This is a genomic window from Gaoshiqia sediminis, from assembly GCF_025907915.1.
Classification (GTDB): Bacteria; Bacteroidota; Bacteroidia; order Bacteroidales; family Prolixibacteraceae; genus Gaoshiqia; species Gaoshiqia sediminis.
Window position 1 is genome coordinate 50,456 of record NZ_JAPAAF010000019.1, and the last position, 23,580, is coordinate 74,035.

General features: G+C 46.2%; 18 protein-coding genes and 1 tRNA gene. 18 read left to right on the top strand and 1 reads right to left on the bottom strand.

The features are described 5' to 3' along the window. Positions 1-29: 29 nt before the first annotated feature. Positions 30-2,213 carry a DNA helicase RecQ gene (gene recQ / locus N2K84_RS12925; protein WP_282592243.1) on the bottom strand — a complete coding sequence of 728 codons (2,184 nt, stop codon included), beginning with the start codon at positions 2,211-2,213 and terminating at the stop codon, positions 30-32. 228 nt (positions 2,214-2,441) lie between these two features. Here recQ and tatC point away from each other — a divergent pair, with 228 nt between their 5' ends. From tatC to secDF, 18 genes are all read left to right on the top strand, one after another. Next, positions 2,442-3,293 (top strand): twin-arginine translocase subunit TatC, encoded by an 852-nt coding sequence (gene tatC, locus N2K84_RS12930; protein ID WP_282592244.1) that lies wholly within the window; start codon positions 2,442-2,444, stop codon positions 3,291-3,293. A gap of 11 nt (positions 3,294-3,304) precedes the next feature. Continuing rightward, on the top strand, positions 3,305-4,027 hold the full coding sequence (gene lptB / locus N2K84_RS12935) for an LPS export ABC transporter ATP-binding protein (protein WP_345894138.1): 723 nt from the start codon (positions 3,305-3,307) through the stop codon (positions 4,025-4,027). Positions 4,028-4,113: 86 nt separating this feature from the next. Beyond that, positions 4,114-4,195 (top strand) — tRNA-Leu (locus N2K84_RS12940). Between the two features lie 146 nt (positions 4,196-4,341). After that, positions 4,342-5,697, top strand: coding sequence for a trigger factor (gene tig, locus N2K84_RS12945; protein ID WP_282592245.1), 1,356 nt, complete (start codon positions 4,342-4,344; stop codon positions 5,695-5,697). Positions 5,698-5,826: 129 nt separating this feature from the next. Next, positions 5,827-6,498 carry an ATP-dependent Clp endopeptidase proteolytic subunit ClpP gene (gene clpP / locus N2K84_RS12950; protein WP_282592246.1) on the top strand — a complete coding sequence of 224 codons (672 nt, stop codon included), beginning with the start codon at positions 5,827-5,829 and terminating at the stop codon, positions 6,496-6,498. Between the two features lie 24 nt (positions 6,499-6,522). Next, the gene (clpX, locus tag N2K84_RS12955) at positions 6,523-7,737 is read left to right on the top strand and encodes an ATP-dependent Clp protease ATP-binding subunit ClpX (protein ID WP_282592247.1); all 1,215 of its coding nucleotides are present in this window, start codon (positions 6,523-6,525) and stop codon (positions 7,735-7,737) included. A 58-nt stretch (positions 7,738-7,795) separates the two neighbouring features. Further along, positions 7,796-8,416, top strand: coding sequence for an ABC transporter ATP-binding protein (locus N2K84_RS12960; RefSeq protein ID WP_282592248.1), 621 nt, complete (start codon positions 7,796-7,798; stop codon positions 8,414-8,416). Next, positions 8,413-9,201, top strand: a complete 789-nt coding sequence (locus N2K84_RS12965) for an ABC transporter permease (RefSeq protein WP_282592249.1) — start codon at positions 8,413-8,415, stop codon at positions 9,199-9,201. Before N2K84_RS12960 ends, N2K84_RS12965 begins: the two co-directional genes overlap by 4 nt. 170 nt (positions 9,202-9,371) lie before the next feature. Beyond that, a complete protein-coding gene (locus N2K84_RS12970; RefSeq protein WP_282592250.1) occupies positions 9,372-10,865 on the top strand; it encodes a glutamine synthetase family protein in 1,494 nt (497 codons plus the stop codon). Between the two features lie 22 nt (positions 10,866-10,887). Next, the gene (gene glmM, locus N2K84_RS12975) at positions 10,888-12,273 is read left to right on the top strand and encodes a phosphoglucosamine mutase (protein ID WP_282592251.1); all 1,386 of its coding nucleotides are present in this window, start codon (positions 10,888-10,890) and stop codon (positions 12,271-12,273) included. A gap of 221 nt (positions 12,274-12,494) precedes the next feature. Continuing rightward, positions 12,495-13,874: an efflux RND transporter periplasmic adaptor subunit gene (locus tag N2K84_RS12980; protein ID WP_282592252.1), complete on the top strand. Its 1,380-nt coding sequence runs from the start codon at positions 12,495-12,497 to the stop codon at positions 13,872-13,874. Positions 13,875-13,900: 26 nt separating this feature from the next. Further along, positions 13,901-15,277, top strand: a complete 1,377-nt coding sequence (locus tag N2K84_RS12985) for an ABC transporter permease (RefSeq protein WP_282592253.1) — start codon at positions 13,901-13,903, stop codon at positions 15,275-15,277. Positions 15,278-15,336: 59 nt separating this feature from the next. Then, positions 15,337-16,818 (top strand): TolC family protein, encoded by a 1,482-nt coding sequence (locus N2K84_RS12990; RefSeq protein WP_282592254.1) that lies wholly within the window; start codon positions 15,337-15,339, stop codon positions 16,816-16,818. A gap of 5 nt (positions 16,819-16,823) precedes the next feature. Beyond that, positions 16,824-18,059 (top strand): efflux RND transporter periplasmic adaptor subunit, encoded by a 1,236-nt coding sequence (locus N2K84_RS12995; protein WP_282592255.1) that lies wholly within the window; start codon positions 16,824-16,826, stop codon positions 18,057-18,059. Between the two features lie 294 nt (positions 18,060-18,353). After that, positions 18,354-19,289: a malate dehydrogenase gene (mdh, locus tag N2K84_RS13000; RefSeq protein ID WP_282592256.1), complete on the top strand. Its 936-nt coding sequence runs from the start codon at positions 18,354-18,356 to the stop codon at positions 19,287-19,289. 87 nt (positions 19,290-19,376) lie between these two features. Then, entirely contained in the window at positions 19,377-19,835 is a 459-nt protein-coding gene (locus tag N2K84_RS13005; RefSeq protein ID WP_282592257.1) for a retropepsin-like aspartic protease, read from the top strand. 133 nt (positions 19,836-19,968) lie between these two features. After that, positions 19,969-20,376 (top strand): hypothetical protein, encoded by a 408-nt coding sequence (locus N2K84_RS13010; RefSeq protein WP_282592258.1) that lies wholly within the window; start codon positions 19,969-19,971, stop codon positions 20,374-20,376. Between the two features lie 105 nt (positions 20,377-20,481). After that, on the top strand, positions 20,482-23,463 hold the full coding sequence (secDF, locus tag N2K84_RS13015) for a protein translocase subunit SecDF (protein WP_282592259.1): 2,982 nt from the start codon (positions 20,482-20,484) through the stop codon (positions 23,461-23,463). Positions 23,464-23,580 lie beyond the last annotated feature (117 nt).

A 23,580-nucleotide genomic window follows, 5' to 3' on the forward strand; every position in this document is an offset into this window, starting at 1 on the left:
GTCAAATGATCAGCCGCTTTTTGTATGGATTAATTTCCCATTTCCGACATAAACTTGATGCGCATCAGCCGGAGTTCTTCTTCGGTGTATTCGTCTTCGCCCAGTTCATCCAAAGCTGCCTGAATGGAATCATCTTTGGCTTCCCGGAAATAGTCATAGACTTCTTCCTGGTGGTCTTCGTCCAGCAAATCATCGATATAATAATCAATGTTGATTTTGGTGCCCGAGTTGACAATTGCTTCCAGTTCCGAAATCAGCTCGCCCATTTCAATGCCTTTCGAATCGGCAATGTCATCAAGCGAAAGTTTGCGGTCGATACTTTGAATGATGGAGACCTTCATTTTTGATTTGTTGGCCACGGTTTTCACCACCATGTCCTGCGCCCGCTCAATGCCGTTATCTTCCACGTACGATTTAATCAGCGCCACAAACTCGGCGCCGTAGCGTTTGGCCTTTCCTTCGCCCACTCCCTGGATGTTTTTCAGTTCGTCGATGGAGATCGGGTATTGGATGGACATATCAGAAAGCGATGGATCCTGAAAAATCACGAAGGGGGGCAGGTTGTGTTTTTTTGCCACTTTTTTGCGCAGGTCCTTCAGCATTTCGAACAGTTCGGGATCGCCCACCGCACTTCCCGACGGTGCATTCAGGGATGTATATTCTTCCTCCAGCTCGTCGTAATTGTGGTTGCGTACCAACAAGAAAGGCTCCGGTTTAGCCATGAAGGCAATCCCTTTCTCGGTCAGTTTCAGCAATCCATAGTTTTCGATATCCTTGCTGATGAGCCCGGCAATCATGCTTTGGCGGAAAACAGCGTTCCAGAAACGGGCGCTGTGGTCGTCGCCCTTGCCGAAGGCTTCCAGCTCGTCGTGGTGGAACGATTTAATGGCGGCAGTCATTTTCCCGGTCAGGATATCGGAGATATGCTCTGCTTTGTATTTTTCTTTCACTTCCTGAATGGCCAGCAGGGCGCGGCGCACTTCGTCGCTGGCTTCCACCTGTTCTTTTGGGTTCAGGCAGTTGTCGCAATTACCGCAAGGTTCTTCCAGTGTTTCGCCAAAATAATTCAGCAGAATAATGCGGCGGCAGATGGCCGATTCGGCATACGAAGCAGTATCCAGCAGCAGTTGGCGACCGATTTCCTGCTCGGCTACTGGCTTGCCCTGCATAAATTTTTCCAGTTTCTGAATGTCTTTATAGGAATAGAAGGCGATACACTGGCCTTCGCCGCCATCGCGTCCGGCGCGCCCTGTTTCCTGGTAATAGCCTTCAAGGCTCTTCGGAATGTCGTAGTGGATCACAAAGCGCACGTCGGGTTTGTCGATTCCCATTCCAAAGGCGATGGTTGCCACAATAACATCAACTTCTTCCATCAAAAATTTATCCTGGTTTCCCGAGCGTGTGGCCGAGTCCATTCCGGCATGGTAGGGCAATGCCTTGATTCCGTTTACCCTCAGTAGTTCGGCTAGTTCTTCCACTCTCTTCCGGCTCAGACAATAAATAATGCCCGATTTGCCTTCATTTTCTTTGATGAACCGGATGATCTGTGTTTCCGGTTTCACCTTTGGTTTCAGGGCATAATACAAGTTGGGGCGGTTAAATGACGCTTTGAAAACGTTGGCGCCCAGCATGCCCAGGTTTTTCTGAATGTCGTGCTGAACTTTTGCCGTAGCAGTTGCCGTGAGGGCAATGATGGGGGCGCTGCCGATTTCCTGGATGATGGGCCTGATGCGCCGGTACTCGGGGCGGAAATCGTGCCCCCATTCCGAGATGCAGTGGGCCTCATCGATGGCATAAAACGATATTTTTACTGATTTCAGAAAATCCACGTTTTCCTGTTTGGTAAGCGATTCGGGGGCTACATAAAGCAGCTTGGTTTTCCCGTTGGTAACATCATCTTTTACCTGTTGAATCGCTTGTTTGGTTAGTGATGAGTTCAGAAAGTGGGCAATGCCGTCTTCGGTGCCGAAGCTGCGGATCGAATCCACCTGGTTTTTCATCAAGGCGATCAGGGGTGAGATAACGATCGCCGTTCCTTCCATGATCAACGCCGGTAATTGGTAGCAAAGCGATTTGCCTCCTCCGGTAGGCATAAGCACAAAGGTATCCTTCCCCTCCAGTACGCTGGTAATTACTTCTTCCTGCTGACCTTTGAACCGATCAAAACCAAAATGTCTCTGGAGTTGTTCGGTTAATGTTAGCTCATTCTTCATAAAGCCAATTAATTAATTATCTTCTTAGTCACGAATCTTTTACGCGAATCCGAAGATAGCTAAAATCTGTTTCAAATTGCAATGATTTTTTTTCAATTATCCCACTTTAATCCTGATTTAAAAATTTTTAAGGAATGACATCCTATCGAAATGGTGAATAGTCGCTATATTTGTCCCGGTTTTTTAACCAGGTAATTTTTTGATAACTACTGAACCAAATAGCCCAAAATGACCGACAAACAACGAACTAAAAAGGGGGAAAATAAGAAGGACCCGAACGCGGAGATGTCGTTTCTAGAACACCTCGAAGAATTGCGATGGCATTTGATCCGAGCGTTTCTGGCCGTTGTGATATTTTCGATTCTGGCGTTCATTAAAAAAGATCTCATTTTCGACGTCATTATTTTAAACCCCAAGATGCCCGATTTTTGGACCAATCAATTGTTTGCCCGTCTGGCAGACTGGACGGGAATGGATGCGCTGCGTATTAACACGACCGAGTTAAAGCTGATCAGCATCAGTATGGCCGGGCAGTTTATGACGCATATCTGGACTTCGCTGATTGCCGGGCTGATTGTATCCTCACCGTATGTGATTTTCGAATTCTGGCGTTTTATCAAACCTGCTCTGTACGAAAAAGAACGTAAAAATTCGGTGGGCGCGGTTTTTTACATGTCCGTTTTGTTTTTTCTGGGGGTTATGTTTGGCTATTATTTAATCGTACCACTGTCGGTTCACTTCTTGGGTTCGTACTCCATCAGTGGCGAAGTTTCCAATCAAATTAACATCCTTTCCTATATCAGTACGGTAACGTCCATTACTTTGGCCAGCGGTGTGATTTTCGAACTGCCTGTTTTTGTTTACTTCTTAAGTAAGGTTGGCATTTTAGGTCCCGAAATGATGAAGAAATACCGCCGACATGCCTATGTCGTCTTGTTGATTCTTTCGGCGGTGATCACGCCCCCGGATGTTTTTAGCCAGATTATGGTTTGCCTGCCTCTGGTGCTCCTTTACGAAGTCGGTATCTTGATTGCGAAACGTGTGAGAAAGAAAGCGGATGCCGAACTGGATGCCATCTAAATAATAAACTGATGAAGTTAAGAGCAGAAAATATTGTCAAGAAATACCGGAAACGTACTGTCGTTAAGGGTGTTTCGTTTGAGGTGAACCAAGGTGAAATTGTAGGGCTGCTGGGACCTAACGGTGCCGGAAAAACTACCTCGTTCTATATGATCGTAGGGTTGATCCAGCCGCTTTCCGGGAAAATTTTTGTGGACGATGAGGAAATCACCAAATTGCCGGTGTATAAACGGGCACAACAGGGAATCGGTTATTTGGCGCAGGAAGCATCGGTATTTCGCCAGCTGAGTATTGAAGACAACCTGCGGGCCGTACTCGAAATGACTGATTACACCAAAGCTTATCAGAAAGAAAAGCTGGAGTCGCTGCTCGAAGAGTTTCGCTTGACCCACATCCGTAAAAGTAAAGGGTATCAGTTGTCAGGTGGGGAGCGGCGGCGTACCGAAATTGCCCGGGCCCTGGCCATCGACCCCAAATTTATCTTGCTCGACGAGCCTTTTGCCGGCGTGGATCCCATTGCGGTGGAAGATATTCAGGAAATTGTGCGCAAGCTGATTGAGAAAAATATAGGCGTGCTGATTACCGATCACAACGTACACGAAACCCTGTCAATCACCGACCGTTCCTACTTGCTTTTCGAAGGCTCCATCCTGAAAGCCGGCACGGCCGAAGAATTGGCCAATGACGAAGATGTGCGCCGCGTCTATCTCGGCCAAAACTTTATTTTGCGCTAGCCGGCAACCGCACTAAATATTCTGTGTAACTTTGTTTTTTTGGGTTTGCAGAAATGAAAAATTGCCTTATATTTGCGCCTCGATTAGCGGACGTGGCGGAATTGGTAGACGCGCTAGACTTAGGATCTAGTGCCACACGGCGTGGGGGTTCGAGTCCCTTCGTCCGCACAAAAAGAAAGCTCAACCGCTATGCTTGAACCTCAAACGTCAAGCAAGCGGTTTTTATTGGTTTATAACGTCAGGTTTTTATTTGATAATTAAGGGTAACTGGCTGGTTATCCGCACATTTTCTGAAAAAAATTAAGTGGGATTTTATGAATATTACTAAAGAGAACATCAACGAGCTAAATGCAATCATTACCGTAAAAATCGAAAAAAACGATTACGAAGCCACGGTAAACGAAGTTTTGAAAGACTATCGTAAAAAAGCCAATATGCCGGGTTTCCGTCCTGGTAAAGTTCCTGCCGGACTGGTAAAGAAAATGTACGGAAAAGCGATCCTGGCCGACGAAGTAAACAAGATGTTATCTCACAACCTGTCGAAATACATTGTTGATGAAAAGCTGAATCTGCTGGGCGAACCGCTTCCAAACGAGGAAAAACAACCTAAAATTGACTGGGACACCACCGAAGATTTTGAGTTCGTTTTCGACATTGCTGTTGCTCCGGAAATTGAGGTGAAGCTTGACAAACGCAAGAAATTCACTTATTATAATATTCTTGTGGATGATGAAATGGTCAACAAGCAAGTTGAAAACTATACCGGACGTTTTGGTGAAAACGAAAACGCAGATGAAGCAACTGAGAAATCAACCCTGCGTGGTGACTTTGTTCAGCTTGATGTTGATGGAAACGAACTGGAAGATGGCATCAAAGCTGAAAAAGTAATTATTGCAGTTGACTTGATGAAAGATGAGGCAGTTAAAAATGAAATGATCGGCAAAAAGGCCGGTGACAGCGTTATTTTTGACCCGGTAAAGGTTTACGAAAGCAAACACGAGGTTGGCCACATGTTGAACATTTCTCACGAAGAAGCTGAAAATATTGATGGCGAATTCAAATTTACCATTTCTGAAATCATGAATTTTAAAAATGCTGAGATCAATGAAGAATTGTTCAAAAAGGCATTTGGCGAAGACACTGATATTAAAACCGAAGAAGAATTCCGTAATAAGCTGAAAGCTGAACTGGCTGAAAACTTCAATTATTCAAGCGATTACAAATTTGCCATTGACAGCCGCGACTCGCTGGTTGAAAAAGTTGACATGGAACTGCCTGTCGAGTTCCTTAAGCGCTGGCTGAAAGCTACCAATGAAGAACTGACCGATGAGCAAATCGAAGCCGATTTCGACAATTTCATGAAAGACCTTCGCTGGCAGTTGATTAAATCAGTACTGGTGAAAGATAACGGAATTGAGGTGAACGATGAGGATGTGAAGCAACTGGCCAAGAAAGTGGCAGCCATGCAATTCAGCCAGTACGGCATGTTCAACGTACCCGATGAGCACCTGGAAAACTATGCCGGCCATATCCTTCAAAACGAAGAAGAAAAACGGAGGTTGTTTACTAAAGTACAGGAAGATAAAATTCTGGAAGTCATTAAATCAAAAGTGACACTGGACGAAAAGGAAATCAGCCAGGAGGAATTTAACAAATTGCTTGAAAATTAATTTTCAAGCAACTGGCAACACATATTTTTTTAACTTTGTAAAAATCGGACTGTCCCGCAATTTGTTTCAGCAATTCGCAGGTTTCAACCGGATTTTACAAAGTTTCTTTTTTTAACGGAGGACAACAATATGAATGATCATAGAGAATTCAACAAATATGCCACCAGGCATATCGGAATCAGTAGTTTAAACATGCACCGGTACGAGTCGTTGTTTACCAACAGCCTGACCCCGTACATTATTGAAGAAAGACAGTTGAATGTGGCGTCGATGGACGTGTTTTCGCGATTGATGATGGACCGGATTATTTTTCTGGGCACACCGATCGACGATTACATCGCCAATATCATTCAGGCGCAATTGTTGTTTCTCGAATCAACTGATCCGAACAAAGATATTCAGATCTATTTCAATACACCGGGCGGATCGGTTCATGCCGGACTAGGCATCTACGACACGATGCAATATATTTCGCCCGATATTGCCACCATTTGTACCGGTATGGCTGCCTCCATGGGAGCTGTTTTGCTTACCGCCGGCGCTCATGGCAAACGTTCGGCCCTGAAACATTCGCGGGTGATGATCCACCAGCCAATGGGGGGCGCTCAAGGCCAGGCTTCTGATATTGAAATCACGGCCCGCGAGATTTTAAAATTGAAAAAAGAATTGTACGACATCATCGCCAAACATGCCGGAAAAACGTATGAGCAAGTAGAGCATGATGCCGATCGCGACTACTGGATGACTTCGGAAGAAGCCAGGGATTATGGAATGATCGATGAAATTTTAGTGAGGAGTTAAGCATTGTCAAAGGAAAGATATACCATGGATAAATGTTCTTTTTGCGGACGGGAAAAGAAAGATGTCAACCTGCTGATTGCCGGGATGGAAGGACACATTTGCGACCGCTGCATCGAACAGGCGTATGCGATTGTAGAAGAAGAATTCAAGAAAGATACCGAATTTGACCTTTCCGGGGTCAAGCTAATGAAACCCAGGGAGATAAAAGAGTTTTTGGATCAGTATGTTATCGGCCAGGAACAGGCAAAAAAAATCCTGTCGGTGGCTGTTTACAATCACTATAAACGGTTGAACCAAAAAGTCCAAACCGATGAAACTGAGATCGAAAAATCAAACATCATCCTGGTGGGACAAACCGGTACGGGGAAAACCCTGCTGGCCAAAACCATTGCCCGGATGCTGCACGTTCCGTTCACCATTGTGGATGCTACCGTACTGACCGAAGCCGGTTACGTGGGCGAGGACGTAGAAAGCTTGTTGACACGTCTGCTCCAAGCTGCCGATTATAACGTGGAAGCTGCAGAGCGGGGTATTGTATTTATCGACGAGATTGATAAGATAGCCCGTAAAGGCGACAATCCTTCCATTACACGCGACGTGTCTGGAGAAGGGGTGCAGCAAGGGCTACTCAAGTTGCTCGAAGGTTCGGTTGTAAACGTTCCGCCGCAAGGCGGACGCAAGCACCCCGAGCAAAAAATGATTGCCGTCAATACCAAGAATATTCTGTTTATTTGCGGCGGTGCGTTTGACGGCATTGAAAAGAAAATTGCCAACCGGTTGAATACAAAGGTTGTTGGCTACGGAGCACAAAAGAATATCGACCAGGTTGACCGCGAAAACCTCTTGCAGTATATTTCGCCGCAAGATCTGAAGAGTTTCGGACTAATCCCTGAAATCATAGGCCGTTTGCCGGTGCTGACCTACCTGCAGCCGCTCGACCGTGGGGCCTTACGCAATATTCTTACAGAACCGAAAAACTCTCTGATCAAACAATATATCAAATTGTTTGAGCTGGATGATATCGAACTTAGTTTTGAAGAAGATGCCCTGGAATTTATCGTGGATAAAGCAATCGAATTCAAACTTGGCGCCCGCGGACTGCGTTCGATCTGCGAGAATATCATGATTGATGCGATGTTTGACAGCCCAACCGAAGGGGTGAAAAACCTCAAAATATCGAAGGAGTATGCTGCGTCGAAAATCGATCCGCATGACGCACAACGATTAAAAGCGAGTTAATAAAATATGCCGGATGTTTCTATCCGGCTTTTTTGTCGTCTGATTTTACCTTTTCTCCATGATCCGATTTAAAAACGTATCCCTAAAACTGGGTAACAAACAGCTGTTGGACCAGTTTAACCTGAATATTTCCAAAGGGGACAAGGTCGTTTTTTCGGCCCCCAGCGGAAGTGGAAAAACGAGCCTGCTGAAACTTGTTTTGGGTTTTGTTGAGGCTGATGGAGGCAAAATCCTGTTCAATAAAAGGGAGGTAATGCCTGAAAATATGCGGTTTATCCGCAGTCAAATCGGCTACCTTAGCCAGGATATTGATTTCCCGAACGGACGGGTTAGTGAGGTTTTTCAGGAGATTTTTAGTTACACTGTTAATAAAAACTGCCATTATTCCACCGTTAGATTGGTGGAGAAGCTGCACGAGGTTCAGCTGAATGAAGAAATCCTTCGCAAGAATACCAGTGATATTTCTGGTGGCGAACGTCAGCGATTGGGCTGGGCGCTCATCTTGTTGCTCGATCGCCCGGTGTGGTTGCTTGACGAACCCACCTCGGCGCTTGACGATAAAATGAAGCAGTTTTTTATCGATTACACAGTACGTAGCCATAAAACCGTCATTTGTGTGAGTCACGACACGGAGTGGCAAGTGCCGCCAATGAAAGTAATCTCACGTTTTTGTCCATGAATACGGCAGATATTTCTATTAGCGGACTGGCGTTTGGATTGTTGCTGATTGCACCGTCCGTACTTCTTGTTTGGCAGCTCCGCCTTGGATTCAACCGGCAGTTGATTATCTCTGTGTTGCGCATGCTGGTACAACTGGGTTTTGTGGGCTTTTATCTGAAATATATCTTTTTGCTCGATCATGTACTGGTTAACTTAGCCTACGTGTGCCTGATGGTTCTTTTTGCCGCCTTTTCGGGAATTCGGAATTCATCGCTGCGCTTGAAAAAACTTTGGCTTCCCACCTTCGCTTCCATGCTATTGCCAACTTTGTTCACCATGCTATATTTCAATGCGGCCATCGTTCAATTGGATAATGTGTTTCAGGCTGATGTGCTGATTCCGGTTGCCGGGTTAATGCTCGGCAATGTATTGAAAACTAATATTGTTGCACTAAAGACTTTTTTCAGTCTGGCCCGGAAGGAAGAAAAAACCTATTTGTTTTTGCTGGCGGCAGGCGCTACCCGCAAAGAGGCTGTCCGTCCGTTTCTCAAAGAAGCAATCCGGACGGGCATGGCGCCCAATATTGCTACCATGGCCACGGTTGGCCTGGTTTCGCTGCCCGGTGTGATGACCGGCCAAATCCTCGGCGGCTCCGATCCTGTGTTGGCGGTTAAATACCAGATTATGGTCATGATAATCATCTTCTTTACCAGTTTATTCAGCAATGTGTTGCAACTGCTATTTGCTGTCCATCAAGGGTTCGATCGTCACGATAAACTGAACCGGGATTTACTTCAGAAATAAATTGAGAGGATGCGGTGTTCAATTCCGGGTCTATTGGATGACTCGGCTTTTGGGGGCTTTTCGCTCTGCGTTGCCGGGTAAATGTGATTTTATTGCCACTCTTTGAGGGTGAAAGTTTTTTAATCCGCATCACATGCGTAATTTTGAGGGATAAACCAGTTTGTCAGATTATGCAGATGCATCCAAACCAGTTAGTGCAATATCTTCAGAAGCCAGCGTCATCTTTTACGCGCGAAGATATTATCCGGTACATGGAAGAACGGGAGATTGAGATGCTCAATTTCAGGTATATGGCAGAGGATGGAAAGCTGAAAACCATCAATTTTATGGTGAACGATCGGGCGGAGATGGAAATGTTGCTCAGGTCGGGCGAACGGGTAGATGGGAGCACGATCTTTTCGCATTTGCCTCCCAATCAGAGTGATCTGTACTTGGTTCCGCGTTACCGAACCGCCTTTTTGAATCCCTTTTCAAAAATACCGGCTGTTGATATTCTCTGCTCATTTTACGGAGCTGATGGTGAACCTCTGGAAAGCTCGCCTGAATATATTCTTCGGAAAGCGCTGGCCCAATTTCGCAAAACTACGGGCATGCAGGTAAAAATGATGGCAGAACTCGAATACTACGTCATCAGTGATAAATATCAGGAAGGGGAAAGTGAAGGCGAAGGTTATCATCGGGCAGAACCTTTTAATATCAATGAGCAGCTCCGGGTGGAAGCCCTGAAATTGATAGCCCGTTGTGGCGGCAGGATCCGTTTTGGTCACGCCGAAGCCGGGCGTTTTTCCAAATCCGGTCAGATTTATGATCAGCATGAACTGGAGTTTTCGCCGGTTGATCCCGAAGATGCATCAGATCAGTTGGTCGTGGCCAAGTGGATACTGCGGATGCTGGCCCATAAATACCAGGTAAAAGTGACTTTCATCCCAAAAATATCGATCAATCAACCTGGAAATGGGATGCATTTTCATTTTTTGACCGAACAAAACGGGCGAAATACGCTGGTTGAAAAAGGTGAACTGACGCCCATCAGTTTGAAAATGATCAGCGGGATTCTGGATTTGGCCCCGGCTTTGACCGCATTTGCCAATACCAGCCCGGTGTCCTATCTGAGGCTGATGCCCGGGCAGAAAGCACCGCAACATGTTTGTTGGGGACAGCATAACCGCTCGGCCTTGGTGAGGGTTCCCCTGGGGTGGAACAATGGCCGAACCCTGGCCACCCATGCCAATCAACAGCCTGATGAAAAGCCGGTGGATTATTCTTCGCGGCAGACAATCGAATACCGCGGAACTGATGGATCGGCCAATCCATATTTGTTCTCAGCAGCGCTTATCGTCGCGATGTTGCATGGTTTTACCGACAACGAAGCCATCAAAAAAGCAGATGCCTATTTTACGGATGAGAATTGGTTTGATGCCGATGCATCACGCCATTCAAAGCAATTTGCAAAACTTCCGGCCTCCTGCGTCGGTTCGGCCGATGCCTTGGAACAGCACCGGCTTGCTTTCGAGGCCGATCAAATCTTTCCAAAGGCAATTATCGATCGGACTATTCAAAAACTACGTTCGTTTAATGATAAGGATTGGAGTACCAATTTTAAAACGTACGGCGAGAATCAGGAATTTAAAGAGTTGGTTGAGAAATACCTGAATTATATGTAAATCTGTTTTAAAAAATCAAAATATGACATTAATAAAATCAATTTCCGGGATTCGCGGAACCATCGGTGGTTTTCCCGGAGAGGGTCTTTCTCCGTTGGATGTTGTTAAATTTACGGCAGCTTATGCCAAGTGGATGAAAAGTGTTTCCTCATCGAATAAACAGAAAGTGGTTGTTGGACGCGATGCCCGTATCTCGGGTGAGATGGTGAACGCGCTGGTGTGTGCTACCCTTTCGGGCATGGGTTGCGATGTTGTTGATCTTGGGCTGGCCACCACGCCAACTACCGAAATGGCGGTAACCGGTGAGCAGGCCGATGGCGGCATCATCCTCACGGCCAGCCATAACCCGAAACAGTGGAATGCATTGAAACTGCTCAATGCCAAGGGCGAATTTATTTCCTCAGAAGAAGGTGAAGCCATTCTGGGATATGCCGAAGAAGAAAGTTTCTGCTTTGCACCAGTGGATGAGTTGGGGAAAATCAGCCATAAAGATTATACACAAGTGCACATTAATTCTATCATTAAACTTCCCTTGGTTGATATTGATACCGTTCGCGAAGCCAACTTCTCGGTGGCATTTGATGCGGTGAACTCGGTTGGCGGTATTGCCATTCCTGCCTTGCTTGAATCGTTAGGGGTGAAGCGTATTGTACCGATCAATGCTGAGCCGACCGGCGAGTTTGCCCATGTGCCTGAACCGCTGCCGGAAAATCTGGTGGAAACCTGCCGTCTGGTGAAAGAACAGTATGTGGATGTGTGCTTTGTAGTTGACCCCGATGTTGACCGCTTGTCGATCATTAGTGAAGACGGGAGCATGTTTAACGAAGAATACACACTGGTGGCTATCGCTGATTATGTTCTGCCGAAAACACCGGGCAACACAGTTTCCAACATGTCGTCGAGCCGGGCCTTGCGGGTGATCACCCAAAAGCATGGTGGGAGCTATGCCGCTTCGGCCGTTGGAGAGGTGAATGTGGTGGCCAAAATGAAGGAAACCGGTGCGGTGATTGGTGGCGAAGGAAACGGCGGCGTTATTTACCCTGAACTGCATTACGGACGCGACGCACTGGTGGGTATTGCTTTGTTTCTCACTCAGTTGGCCAAATTTGGAGGGAAATGTTCTGAACTTCGGAAAACGTATCCCGATTATTTCATCTCGAAAAACAAAATTGAGCTGACACCGGAAATTGATGTTGACAAGGTTCTTGAGAAAATACAGGAACAATATAAGCACGAACAGGTGAACACCATTGATGGGGTAAAAATTGATTTTTCCGATGAATGGGTCCATTTGCGAAAGTCGAATACCGAGCCGATAATCCGTATTTATTCGGAGTCGCCCTCGCCGGAAGGGGCAGATGCCTTGGCCAAAAAACTTATAAAAGATATTCAAAAACATATAAAATAATAAAACCCGGCTGTGTGCCGGGTTTTATTTTGGCACAATTACTGCATTTAACAAAAGATATTTTGAAAACAGGACTCGATCCATCGTTTCCTCGGTCAGCCAGTTTTAATGTTTTGATGAAGCTCGGTTTACCGGACGAATCTGAAAATGAAGGTTGATGATCTGCGATTTTTTTAATACTATACATATCCAGTAAATTCCACTAAATCAGCAATTTTTACATGAGAAACAGAAAAAATTTATTGCTCGTTTTAATTCCCGTTGTTCTGCTTGTTTTTATTGTTGCCTTTCGTTCAAATAAGCACGAAAGCCCGATTATTACCTCTACGGTTCAGCGCGGCGAATTCAAAGTGAAAGTTTATTCTTCGGGCCAAATTGAATCGGAGAATAAAGAAAATATTCCGGTTCCGGCTAAATTGAGCGATCGCAGCTTAAGAATTTGGAGCCTGAAAATCACCGAATTGGTGGAAGAAGGCACCTATGTCGATTCGGGCGATTTTGTTGCCCGGCTCGATCCCGAAGCCGTTCAGGAGCAAATAAAAAATGTTCAGGATGAAATGGATAAGGCATATACGGAGTACCAGGACGCTAAGATTGACTCGAACCTGAATTTGTCAAACCAGCGCGATGCCATTACCAATGCCCTGCTGGATATGGAGGAGAAGAAGATCATCATGAACGAGTCGATCTACGAATCGCCCTCCATCCAGAAAAAAGCACAGATGGATTATGACAAGGCCGAACGCAAGCACGAGCAGGAACTGAATGCTTACCAATTGAAAAGGCAGCAGGAAGAGAACAAGGTGAACAGGCAGTTTATCGGCTTTCGCCAACTGAAGGAGCGCTACGAAGGTCTGGAAGAATTATACCGTTCGCTGACCATAACCTCACCCAAAGCCGGAATTGTAACTTACATTAAAAATCCCTGGGGCACTACCAAAGTTGGTTCCGATGTTGGCGGAAACGGCGCTGTAGCGACGATCCCGGATATGTCGAACCTGATTTCGCGGACTTTCATCAACGAGATCGATATATCGAAAGTGAAAGAGGGCCAGCGTGTGGAAATTGGCATCGATGCTTTTCCAGATAAAAAGATGACCGGCGAGGTAATTTCGATTGCCAACATCGGGCAGACTATGCCAAACAGCGATGCCAAAGTTTTTGAGGTGAAAATCAAAGTTTTTGGTGAAGACAAGGACCTGAAGCCAGCCATGACTACCAGTAATGTTATTTATACCAATACTTACCCCGATACGCTTAGTATTCCGGCGGATGCCGTTTTTGAAAACGACAGCATGCAGTTTGTGTATTTGCTGCGTAGCGGTTTGGTGCGTCAGGTTGTCAAACTGGGTGAGGAAAACGAGAACTTTGTGTTGGTAGCCAGAGGATTAAGCGAAGGCGACGAGGTGTGTTTGAACGAGCCCGAAGGCGCCGCCGATTTACCGGTTGAAGGGCTGGATATTTATCTCGAAATCAAACAGGAAAAGGAAGAGAAGAAGAAACAAGCCGAGCAGGAACGCCTCGAAGCGGACAGGGCCAAAGCGAAACAACCCGCTGGTGGAATGCCTGTCGGCGTAACGGGCAGTATGATCATCCGCTAATCTTTATTATCTAAATTCAACATCGAATGATATTTAAACATTATTTACACGATATAATAATTGCTATTGAAGCCATTTTTGCCAACAAGGTGAAATCGCTGCTAACGGCCCTTGGGATTATTTTCGGGGTGGCTGCCGTCATCAGTATGATGGCCATTGGGAATGGGGCCGAACATGAAATCCTGGAGCAAATTAAAATGGTGGGTGTCAACAATATCATTGTTTCCCCGTCGGAGTTTGTGGTAGGCGAAAGCGGCAACAACAATGATGGCGATAAAGCAGGCAGCAAAAAATTCTCCAAAGGGCTGACGTTGCTCGACGCCGAAGCCATCCAACAGGTAATTCCAACGGTTGGCAAAGTTTGCCCGGTCGTTTCATTCAGCTATTCGGCGATGGTTGATGGCAAAAGTACACCGGTTGTGCTGGAGGGGACCAATCAGAATTACTTCGAACTGTTCAATATCAATCTTCAGCAAGGTGAAATTTTTAATGAATATCAGAATAAAACAGGCCAGCCGGTTTGTGTGATCGGGGATAATATCAAAACGGTCTTTTTCAAACAAGACGATCCTGTGGGAAAATACATCAAGTGTGGAAAAATCTGGCTGAAAATTATCGGCGTGGCTGAGCGGCGCGATTTCACAGCTTCGGCATCGGATGAGATGGGTATCAGCAGTTCCGACAACAAAATATTTGTTCCGGTGCAAACCCTGTTGCTGCGGTTCAAGGATCGTTCGCTGATCCGTGCCGACGAGGTTGAAAAAGTCAATTCCAATAAAGGTGGAAATGGAGGGGGCGTCGTGATTATTGGCGGAATGGAGCAAAGCGAAGACGAGATGGATACCGATCCGGATATCAACCAGCTCAGCAAAATCATCATTCAGGTGAAGGAAACCGAGCAGCTGAGTGTTACGGCCAATGTGATTAAGAAAATGTTGCTGCGGCGCCATTCCGGGTTGTACGATTTTGAAGTCACCATTCCCGAACTTTTACTGAAACAACAACAACGCACCAAAAATATTTTCAACATTGTGCTGGGCGCCATTGCCGGTATTTCGCTGATTGTGGGCGGCATCGGGATTATGAACATCATGCTGGCCTCGGTTTTGGAACGTATCCGCGAGATTGGCCTTCGCCAGTCGATTGGCGCTTCGCGCAAGGATATCGTTGCTCAATTCCTGGCCGAGTCAACCCTCATCAGTGTCACCGGCGGAATCATCGGCATCATTTTCGGGATTGCCCTGTCAAAAGCCATCACCATGATTTTTGATATCAAAACCATCGTTTCTTTTTTCAGTATCCTGATTGCTTTCGGGGTTTCGGCCCTCGTGGGAATCTCTTTTGGATATTTGCCGGCCAAAAAGGCGGCCGAAAAAGATCCTGTGGAATCCTTACGGCAATAAATATCTTTTTTACAAACGATTTAACAGCCAGAAACTCAAACCATATAAATGATCCTTTCATGAAACGAATATATTTTCTGTTCCTGCTTGCCAGCCTTTCCGTTACTGCCTTTCCTCAGGAGAAAATGCTGAAACTGACTCTGGAGAATGTTATTCAGATGGCATCGCAAAATTCGATCGATGCCTTTCGTATTAAAAATATGTACCGGGCCAGTTATTGGGAATACCGTTATTATAAGGCCGACCGATTGCCTAGTTTGTCGTTGTCGGCCACGCCCATCGATTTTAACCGCTACCGTAACCGCGAGTACAATTTTCAAACCAACCAGGAAGAATATGTGCAGCGCGAATACCTGAACTCCGATTTTAGCCTGTCGCTAAACCAAAATGTGGCCCTAACGGGGGGCAGTCTTTTTTTACGTTCGGACTTGGGCATGGTGCGTAACCTGGGCGACAGCCAAAACAACAGTTACCAATCCACACCCATCAGTATCGGTTATCAGCAAAGCCTGAATGGCTACAACGCGCTGAAATGGGAAGCTAAAATTGAGCCGTTAAAATTCGAAAAGGCCAAGCGGGATTTGATTGAATCGCGCGAATCGCTGTCGATAAAAGCAGTGGGAAAATTTTTCAACCTGGTGGATGCACAAATTCAGTTGAATATTGCTGAAAATAACCTGGCCAGTGCTGATACTCTATACCGGCTTGGGCAAGGGAGGTTTCAGGTAGGGACGGTTACCCAGGACGAATTGCTCACCCTGGAACTGAACCTGCTGAAGGCCAAGCAATCGCTGAACGAGTCGAAATCGGAAGTTCAACGTACGCAGGCCGACCTGAATTCTTTTCTCGCGCTCGACAAAAATACGGTGGTCGATTGCCTCATTCCGGCTGAAATACCCGAAATCCAAGTGAGCGCGGGTGATGCTATCGGGAAGGCGCTTGAAAATAATCCCATCAGCCTGGAGCATCAGCAGCGTTTGCTGGAGCAGGACGAAACGGTGGCCAAAGCTAAGTCGGAAGCTGGGTTCAACACCACTGTATTCGCGCTGTACGGGTTGGATCAGTCGTCGGAGGAGCTTTCCGAAGTTTATAAAAATCCGGATAACAGTCAGCGGTTTCGGATGGGGGTCAGCGTTCCGATTGTGGATTGGGGCCGTCGAAAAGGACGTTACCAGATGGCCGAGTATAACCGAGAGGTGGTAAAAGCCACGATTGAGCAGGCACGGATTGATTTTGAACAGCAACTGTTTCAGGATGTGATTGAATTTAACCTGCAGGCAGAGCAGGTAAAAACTGCCGGATTGGCCGACACGGTAGCCCGGAAAGGATACGAGGTAACGTTGCAGCGTTTCATGATTGGCAAAGTGGATGTGGTGAAACTGAACATTGCCCGCAACGATCTGGAAACTGCCCGCCGTTCATACATCAATGCAGTGCGGCGTTACTGGAACTATTACTACACGTTGCGCATGAAAACCTTGTTCGATTTTGCGGAACAGGAGACCTTGTCAGCCGAGTATGATAAATTGCTTGAAAAATGATTGCCATGAAAAAACATAGAAAATCAATCCTGATCGGATTAGCGGCGGTTATGGCCTTTGCCGTTTTGTTGGTTTTGTGGCTGGGCGGCACAACCGCTGGCAGCTCGCAGCTGGTCAGACGCGGAACTCTCGTGGCGGTGGTGCCCGGAAGAGGTGAGGTGCAAGGCGAAAACTCCATCAAAATTGAACTGCCCGATGTGTTGCAGGATAACCAGTTGCGGGTGTGGAGCTACAAAATTAATGATCTGGTAGAAGAAGGGAAGCGGGTTAAGAAAGGTGACTTTATCGCGCAGCTGGATCCCAGTGAGTTGATGAATAACATGCGCGAACGCATGACCGAAATGGAGCGCGTGGATGCCGACCTCAAGAACGCGGTGATCGACAGTGCCGTGACCCTCACGGGAAGGCGCGAAGAAATTATCAACGCGCGGCTGGATTTGCAGTACAAGCAAATCGACCTGGACATGTCGAAATTTGAATCGGGCGTTCAGCAACGAAAGGCGCAAATGGCCTATCAAAAAGCAGAAATTGAACTGGATAAAAAGAAGCGGGATTATTTACTGACACAAAATAGGCTGAAGGTTCGGATTATCCGAAATGAAGAGCGGGTAGAGCGCCTGCAGGAACTCATTGACAAATTTCAGCAGGCTTTGGGGGTATTGGGCATGACATCTCCCGGAGATGGTATTGTGATGATTGCTGAAGACTTTCTAGGTAAAAAGTTAACCAAGGACAGCCGGATCAGTAACTGGATGCCCACGCTGGCTACCTTGCCCGATATGTCGTCGGCCATTGTTGAAACCTACATCAAAGAAATCGACATCACCAAAATCAGTCTGGGCGATTCAGTCCGTATTTTAGTGGATGCGTTACCAGAAAAGAATTTTTCGGGAAAAGTGGTCAAAATTGCCAACATGGGCGAAGATAAAAGTGGTGTTGACATGAAAGTATTCAAAGTGATTATCCGTTTCGATCATGCCGATCCGGACCTGAAGCCCGGCATGACCTGCAACAACGATATTGTCGTTGAAAGTTACACGAATGTGTTGCTCGCTCCGCTGGAATCGGTTTTTAAAAATGGACAAAGCCCGATTGTTTACCTGAAGAGAGGAGGAGAAATAGTACCCCAGCCCGTTGAGCTGGGAGCAGAAGACCAGGAAAATGTTGTCGTGTTAAAAGGACTGGAGGAAGGAGACCGGTTGCTGTTGTACGAACCGGCCGCGGATGATGTTGGAAGCTAAGGCTGTTTTGTGCCGGACATTGGGATTCGCGAAAACGCGCCTTGGTTTGGTAACTTTATTATTGGTTCGTCAAAGCGTCATTTCATTTTAATCCGAAAGCCCGGATTCGGGAATAAAATAAGTTTGTAAAAAAGAGGTGCCTGTGTGTAATGATTTGGGGGTTGAGCGACGTAGCGAAAGCTTTATCAATCAGTTATTAAATTGTTAAGGCAGCGACATATTTTTAGGCTATTTCGAAATACATTTTATCTTTGTCTGCGCATTTAAATTTCTTAAAACCAAAAATAAATAATTATGAAGGTAACAGTTGTTGGTGCTGGTAATGTTGGCGCAACTTGTGCTCAGATTGTCGCTGAGAAGAACATTGTTCAGGAAGTTGTGCTGGTTGATATTAAAGAAGGTTTGTCAGAAGGAAAGTCGCTGGATTTGTGGCAAACAGCACCCATTAATTATTACGATACCCGCCTCTCAGGTTCTACTAACGATTATTCAAAAACAGCCGGTTCTGAGGTTGTTGTGATCACCTCGGGTGTGCCGCGTAAACCGGGCATGAGCCGCGATGATCTGATTTCAATCAATGCCGGAATCGTTAAAAGTGTTACTGAGAACGTGGTGAAATATTCACCTGAAGCAAAAATTATCATCGTTTCCAATCCGTTGGATGTAATGACTTATGCTTCGTACGTGACTGCCAAATTCCCCAAAGCCCGCGTAATGGGTATGGCCGGTGTGCTGGATACAGCCCGTTACCGCGCGTTTCTGGCCGAAGCGCTGGATGTTTCTCCACGCGATATTCAGGCTCTGTTGATGGGCGGACATGGCGACACCATGGTGCCACTACCTCGTTACACCACTGTATCGGGTATTCCTGTTACCGAATTGATTGATGCTGATACCTTGGACAAAATCATCACACGCACCAAAAATGGTGGTGGCGAATTGGTAAACCTGATGGGAACTTCGGCTTGGTATGCTCCTGGTTCTGCTGCAGCTCAAATGGTTGAAGCGATCGTGATGGACCAAAAACGCATTTTCCCCTGCTGTGTGAAACTGGAAGGCGAATACGGATTGAATGACATGTTCGTTGGTGTTCCGGTAAAACTGGGAAAAAACGGTGTGGAAGAGATCATCGAAGTTCAGCTGAACGAAGAGGAAAAGGCTTTATTGAATGAATCGGCCACGGCGGTAAAAGGAGTGATGGACATTCTGGACGGAATGAATATTCTATAATTTAGGCGTTCGCGAAAAACCAAATATTGCACTATATTTAATGCCTCTGCAGTTGCAGGGGCATTTTTTATGAAAAGAATAATCAGCATGATGCCACGTACCATCGAATTGCCGTTGGAATTGATTGAGCTGGAGGAGCAAAACTTTCATCTGGTACTTAAAAGTGAGCTCGATGACGGAAAACCTGCCTGTTGGATTGTGGACACCGGCGCGTCCAAAACGGTGTTCGACAGCAACCTGGAGGATTATTACGAATTGGTAGAGGCAAAAAACGATGAAGAATATCAAAGTGCCGGCATCAGTGTCGGCATGGTAGAAACCCGCGTTGGCCGGATTCGAAGGTTGAAATTTGGCCGGGTGAAAGTTAAAGATCTGAAAGTTGCGCTGATCGACCTGACCCATGTTAATGAAATTTACCGGAAATACCGGGATATTCGAATTGCCGGCCTGCTGGGCAGCGATGTGCTGAAAACCTATGGTTGCTGCATCGACTATCAACACGGAAAAATAACTTTCTTGCGGAAACCGCCCAAAATTGTCAAATAAAAACGGATGTTCCGTCTCAAAGGCAGTTCGTTCCAACCCGAAAGTCTGGAAATCGAAGACGAACTGCTTTAAAATAGGTTGCTTGCCTGTCAGGTTTTTCCAAAAAAAGATATATTTGCGAGCTGTTGTAAAAATGAACCGAAGAAAACACATATCGAAAAAATTGGTCTGCCGTCTGCTGCTGTTTGTAGCAGTGATTCTCGCTGCCGTTTTGTTCGATGCTTTTCATGAAGGTTCCGTTCAGTTGGACGTAGAGCACCAAACCCGTTCCGAATCGCACAACCTGGAAGCTGGGCGCATGTTCTTCTTCAACCCGGTAAACAGCTTTAAAATGCGCACCGGGGTTGACAAGCTTTTCACCGGCTTTATATTCGCTGCCAGTCAAAATCAATTTTTGTCGCAGTACCACAATTACCGGGCTTTTCATTTATTGCAGGCCGAATCGCTGAACGAGCGCAAGCCTTTCCTGCTGACGGCCCATTTCATGAAATTTAACTTCTGCCACCATTCCTGCCCGGATGACCATTCTTTAGCTGCTTAATTTTTGCTGATTGCCTTCGATGAGGTAATTGTAGTTTTTTCAGATGGGGAGAATCCATCGATTTTAGTTGATTCAACTTAAACAAACACATAAAATTTTTAACAAATGCAAAACAAAGGATTAATCAGAGCTTTTGCCATCTTGCTGGCATTGGTTTGTGTTTATCAGTTAGCCTTTACCTACGTAGCGCGCAAAGTTGAGAGAGATGCGCGTGAGTATGCCCAAGGCGATAAAATGAAAGAGTTGTTCTACCTGGATTCAATTTCGGGCGAGACCGTTTACAACTTTTTGGGCATGAAGAAATATACCTACAAGGATGTGAAAGCCCTGGAGATGAACCTGGGTCTTGACCTGAAAGGTGGGATGAACGTTACCATGGAAGTGTCGGTGGTTGACCTGATCAAATCACTGTCCAATTACAGCACCGATACCACCTTCAATGCTGCAATTGCCCGTGCTACCCAGTTGCAACGCGACAGTCAGGATGATTTTGTGACACTTTTTGGACGTGCCTTCAATGAAATTGACCCGAATGCTCGTCTGGCAGCCATCTTCAATACCCTGGAGCTGAAGGAAAAAGTGAAATACAACTCTACCAACAGCGAAGTGTTGCAGGTGATTCGCGAAGAAACCGACGCGGCAATCGACAACTCGTTCAATATTATCCGCACCCGTATCGACCGTTTTGGGGTGGCCCAGCCCAATGTGCAGCCACTGCAAACCCGCGGTCGTATTTTGGTGGAGTTGCCCGGTGTTGATAACCCCGAACGTGTCCGCAAACTGTTGCAGGGAACGGCTACCCTCGAATTCTGGGAAACCTATGAAAATAATGAGGTTTATCCGGTGTTGATGCAAATCAATCAAAAAGTGAAAGAAGTACAGTCGTTGACAGCTCAGGAACCTGCTGAAATTGCGGCCGAAGCGACCGATACAACTGCTACTGATGAAGATAGTTTGTTAGGCGAGTTGCAAAGTGGTGAAGCCGATTCAACCGCTGTTGACAACCTGGCCGATATGAAAAAGGAATTTCCCTTGTTTTCGGTGTTGACTCCTAGCACCACTCCTGACGGGCAATTGTACCCCGGGCCAGTAGTGGGTACGGCTCATTTTAAAGACACTGCTACCGTGAACAGCTATTTGGCCCTGCCTCAGGTGAAAGCTGTTGTTCCGCGCAATCTGGCTTTTAAATGGACGTCGAAAGCAATTGATGAGGGTGAAAATTTCTACCGGTTGATTGCTATTAAAGTGACCAGCCGCGACGGGCGCGCCCCGCTTGACGGCGACGCGATCGTGGATGCCCGTCAGGACTATGAGCAATTTGGAAGCCGCCCGGAAGTTTCAATGACGATGAACTCGGAAGGTGCTAAAACCTGGGCTCGATTGACGAAAGAGAATATTGGAAAATCCATTGCTATTGTGCTTGATGGCTATGTGCGTTCTTATCCTACCGTTAACAGTGAAATTACTGGCGGACGTTCAAGCATTACCGGATTGGAATCGGTAGAAGAAGCCAAAGACTTGGCAAACATCCTGAAATCGGGTAAAATGCCTGCCCCCGCACACATCATCCAGGAAGAAGTGGTTGGACCGTCACTCGGTAAGGAAGCTATCAACAGCGGGATGTGGTCGTTCGCCATTGCCTTTTTGCTGGTGTTGGGCTATATGTTGTTCTTCTACAGCAAAAAAGCCGGTTTGGCCGCTAACCTGGCCCTGCTTGCCAACTTGTTCTTCATAATCGGGGTTTTGGCTTCGATCGGGGCTGTGCTGACTTTGCCCGGTATTGCCGGTATCGTGTTGACTATCGGTATGTCGGTTGATGCAAACGTGCTGATTTATGAGCGTGTTCAGGAAGAAATTAAAGCCGGAAAGGGCTTGAAACTTGCGATTGCTGATGGTTATAAAAATGCCTACTCCGCGATTATCGACGGGCAGGTAACTACCTTGCTGACCGGTATTGTTTTGTACTTGTTCGGTTCCGGCCCGATCAAAGGTTTCGCTACAACCCTGATCATCGGTATCTTTACCTCGTTGTTCTCGGCGATTTTCCTGACCCGTTTGATTTTTGAGCGGAAGCTCGACAAAAACAAGTCGATCACCTTCACTTCCAAAATGACTGACGGCTGGTTGAGAAATACCAATATCAAATTCCTGGAGAAACGGAAAGTGGCTTACATCGTTTCTGGTGCTTTGATTATCATTTCGCTGTTGTCGATCTTCACCCGCGGATTTAACTATGGCATCGATTTTAAGGGGGGCCGCACCTATGTGGTTCGCTTTGATCAGGATGTGAAAGTGGCCGAAGTGGGAGACGCCCTGGCAGCCGTTTATGGCGGAGCCCCTGAGGTGAAAACATTTGGTGGCAACAACCAGGTGAAAATCACTACGCTGTATAAAATCGACGAAATGACCGATGATGTGGATGCTGAAGTAGAACAGTTGCTGCTTGATGGTCTTAAGAAAGCGGGATACATTGGTAGTGAGGTTAGCATGCAAGATTTTGACACGAACTACCGGATGAGCTCGCAAAAGGTGGGACCAACCATTTCTGACGATATCAAGAAAGACGCAATGATCGCGATCACTTTCGCGCTGATTATTATTTTCCTTTACATCTTGCTGCGTTTCCGCAACTGGCAGTATGGTCTGGGTGCGGTGGGTGCTTTGGCGCACGACTCTATTATTGTACTTGGGATATTCTCTCTGTTCAAAGGGTTGTTGCCATTTTCGCTAGAAATTGATCAGGCTTTTATTGCTGCAATCCTGACGGTTGTTGGTTATTCGATTAACGATACAGTGGTGGTATACGACCGCATCCGCGAATATTTGCATATCCATCCAAAACGAAATCGCGAATTGAATATTGATGAAGCGATGAACTCAACATTGCGCCGTACGTTCAGTACCTCGCTTTCTACCTTTGTGGTGTTGTTGGCCATCTTCCTGTTTGGCGGTACTTCTATTCAGGGCTTTACCTTCGCGTTGTTGGTGGGTATTCTGGTGGGTACTTATTCGTCCATCTTCATTGCAACCCCGATTGTTTACGATACACAACGTCAGGTTAGCAAAGTGGCGGAAAAGAAAAAGTAATCAGTTTTTGATGATAAACTGCAAGAGGCTGTCTCAAAAGAGTTCAGCCTCTTTTTTTATTTTGGGTTTTCAAGTCAAAAATCAGCGAAGGGCATCACATTTTTCAATTTTTACTTT